Below are 2,820 nucleotides of genomic sequence, written 5' to 3' on the forward strand. Positions count from 1 at the left end.
CTGCTCGCGCCCGGCGGGGACGTGGCCGCGCGCCGCCGTTCCGGGCAGAGCCGAACGCCGCTCGACGAACTCGTCCAGCTCCCGCTCACGCTCGCTCATCCCGACGCGCACGTCGGCGCCGAACGCGCCGATCGCACCCGCGAGCTCGCGCACGGCCTCACCCACGTTCGAGGCTAACCCCGCCGGAGTCGCCTGGCGAGCCGTCTCGGTGGCCTTGCGGGAGGCCGTCACCCCGACGGCGACACCCACGCCGAGCCAGAACAGCCGCCTCATCGCCTACCACCCTTCTTCCCGCGCCGCCGCGCATGCCTGCCCTCGTCGGCCTTGCCCTTGCGGCGTGCGCGGATGGCCTTGCTGATGCCGTAGGAGAGCGCGGCCGTCTTGACAAGCGGACCGCCGAGCGTGGCGGTGAACACCGACGACAGCGCCGAGACGTTACCGGAGACGGTCTGCGCGTTCGACGTGATGCCGTCCACCCGCTCCAGTTGCGTGTTCACGTGCGTGATCGTTTCGTTCGCCCCGTGCAGCAACGGGTCGGTGTTCTCATGTGCCTTCCGGATGGCGATGGTGGCCTCGTCCAGTGTGCGGCCGAGCTTGACCAACGCGATCGCCAGGAACAACACCAGCAACACGAAGGCGCCCGCGGCGATCACTGCGGCGATCTGCCCTGCCGACACATGCCCTCCTCGAGATTTCGTCCGACCACGCCGACTCCGCGGTCAGGCTACCGCGCGTCGTCACACGCTACCGATCGCCTCCCCGGATCGCTCGGCGCAGCTTGGGCACACGCTCGGCCAGGGTGCGTTCGGCCCCGTGGCCCCCGGGGTCGTAGTAGTCGCGGCCGACGAGTTCGTCCGGCGGGTACTGCTGGGCCAGCACCCCCTCGGCGACGTCGTGCGGGTAGCGGTATCCCTGCGCGTGGCCGAGGGTCGCCGCGCCCGCGTAGTGGCCGTCGCGCAGATGCGGCGGCACGGTGCCCACTCCTCCGGCCCGCACGTCGGCGAGCGCGGCGTCGATCGCGGTGATGACCGCGTTGGACTTCGGCGCCGTGGCGAGGTGGATCGTGGCCTGCGCGAGAGCGAGCCTGCCCTCCGGCATGCCGATGAACTGCACGGCGTGCGAGGCCGCGACGGCCGCCTGCAGCGCGGTGGGGTCGGCGAGGCCGATGTCCTCGCTGGCGTGCACCACCAGCCTGCGGGCGACGAAGCGCGGGTCCTCGCCCGCCTCGATCATCCGCGCGAGGTAGTGCAGTGCCGCGTCGACGTCCGAGCCGCGGATCGACTTGATGAACGCGCTGATGACGTCGTAGTGCTGGTCGCCGTCCCGGTCGTAGCGCACCGCCGCCTTGTCCACAGTAGATTCCACTGTGGCGAGACCCACGACGGAACCGCCGGTGGCGGTGGTCGCCTCGGCCGCGGCCTCGAGGGCCGTCAGCGCCCGGCGGGCGTCCCCGGCGGCCAGGCGCACGAGATGCTCGCGGGCGTCGTCGGCCAGCTCGACGGTGCCGCCGAGACCGCGCTCGTCCGTCACGGCCCGCAGCAGCAGGTCGCGAACGTCGTCGTCGGTGAGCGGGCGCAGTTGCAACACCAGCGACCGGGACAGCAGCGGGGAGACCACGGAGAACGAGGGGTTCTCGGTGGTGGCCGCCACGAGCAGCACGGTGCCCTCCTCCACCGCGCCGAGCAGCGCGTCCTGCTGGGTCTTGGAGAACCGGTGCACCTCGTCGATGAACAGCACCGTGTCCTCGTCCTCGTACCGGCGCCTGCGCCGGGCGTGTTCGATGACCCCGCGCACTTCCTTCACTCCGGCCGACAACGCGGACAGGGCGACGAAGCGCCTGCCCGTCACGGTCGAGACGAGCCCGGCCAGCGTCGTCTTGCCCGTGCCAGGAGGCCCGTACAGCAGCAGCGACGCGGGGGCCGAGCCCTCGACGAGCCTGCGCAGCGGCGCGCCCGGTCCCAGCAGGTGCCGCTGGCCCACGACCTCGTCCAGTGTGCGGGGCCGCATCCGCACGGCCAACGGTGCGCCGGAGGGCACGTCACCGGGCCCCTGGCCGATCCCGGCACCGGCCCCGGGGGTGTCCCGGCCGTCCGGGCGCGCCGACGGTTCGGTGTCCGGCGTGGCGAGATCGGGGTTCACCCTGAAGAGTTCGTCCTGCTCCACCCCACGACCGTAACCCGGGCCCGGCCGGGTGGATCAGCGGAACGCCGGGTACAGCGCGAGTTCCAGGCGGGGCCCGAAGCGGGCGTCGAGCGCGTCGCCGACCGCCGTGGCGTACTCGGCGACGGTCTCGTCGCGCTCGTAGCCGGCGTGCCGGGCCAGGTCGCGCCACCAGGTGACCAGCGCGGCGGCCCTGCTCGTCGGCCCGGCGCCACGCAGCGCGTCGAGGCCCGGCAGGTTCCGCCAGGTCGACAGCCACACCAGCACGAGCTGGGACTGCAACGCGTAGCTCGACAGCAGCGTGTCGTCGGCCAGCGCGGGCCACAACTCGACCACCTCGGCCCGCCAGGCGGCGGTCATGACCTCGCTCATCCCCTCCGGCAGCGCCAGCGGGGACGCACTGGAGGCGAAGGGCACCCACAGGTGCGCCACGTCGGCGAGCGCGCCGCGGATACACCCGTGCTCGAAGTCGAGAAAGCGCACGCCGGTGCTGGTGACGAGGTTGTTGTCGGGGGAGAGCGACGCCGGGCTGAACGCGCGGTAGGACGGGGATCGGGCCTGCTCCGCGGCGCGTTCGACGGCCTCCCGCACGCCGTCCGGGGTCGGCACGCCGTAGCCGTCCCGCAGCAGCGCGGGCAGCTCGGTCAGCGCCGCCCGGGG

3 protein-coding genes and 1 pseudogene are annotated in these 2,820 nt (G+C 73.1%); all 4 read right to left on the minus strand.

Annotated features, from left to right (window positions below):
• The coding region (locus SACSA_RS20935; RefSeq protein ID WP_019812815.1) for a hypothetical protein at positions 1-273 on the minus strand (273 nt) is incomplete at its 3' end.
• Positions 270-677: a DUF948 domain-containing protein gene (locus SACSA_RS0101095; protein ID WP_028661414.1), complete on the minus strand. Its 408-nt coding sequence runs from the start codon at positions 675-677 to the stop codon at positions 270-272. The genes SACSA_RS20935 and SACSA_RS0101095, both read right to left, overlap by 4 nt.
• Positions 678-744: 67 nt before the next feature.
• Entirely contained in the window at positions 745-2,163 is a 1,419-nt protein-coding gene (locus SACSA_RS0101100) for a replication-associated recombination protein A (RefSeq protein ID WP_019812819.1), read from the minus strand.
• 33 nt (positions 2,164-2,196) lie between these two features.
• Positions 2,197-2,820, minus strand: a pseudogene (locus SACSA_RS25545) (phosphotransferase); the annotation flags it as partial.

Source organism: Saccharomonospora saliphila YIM 90502 (assembly GCF_000383795.1).
Taxonomy (GTDB): domain Bacteria; phylum Actinomycetota; class Actinomycetes; order Mycobacteriales; family Pseudonocardiaceae; genus Saccharomonospora; species Saccharomonospora saliphila.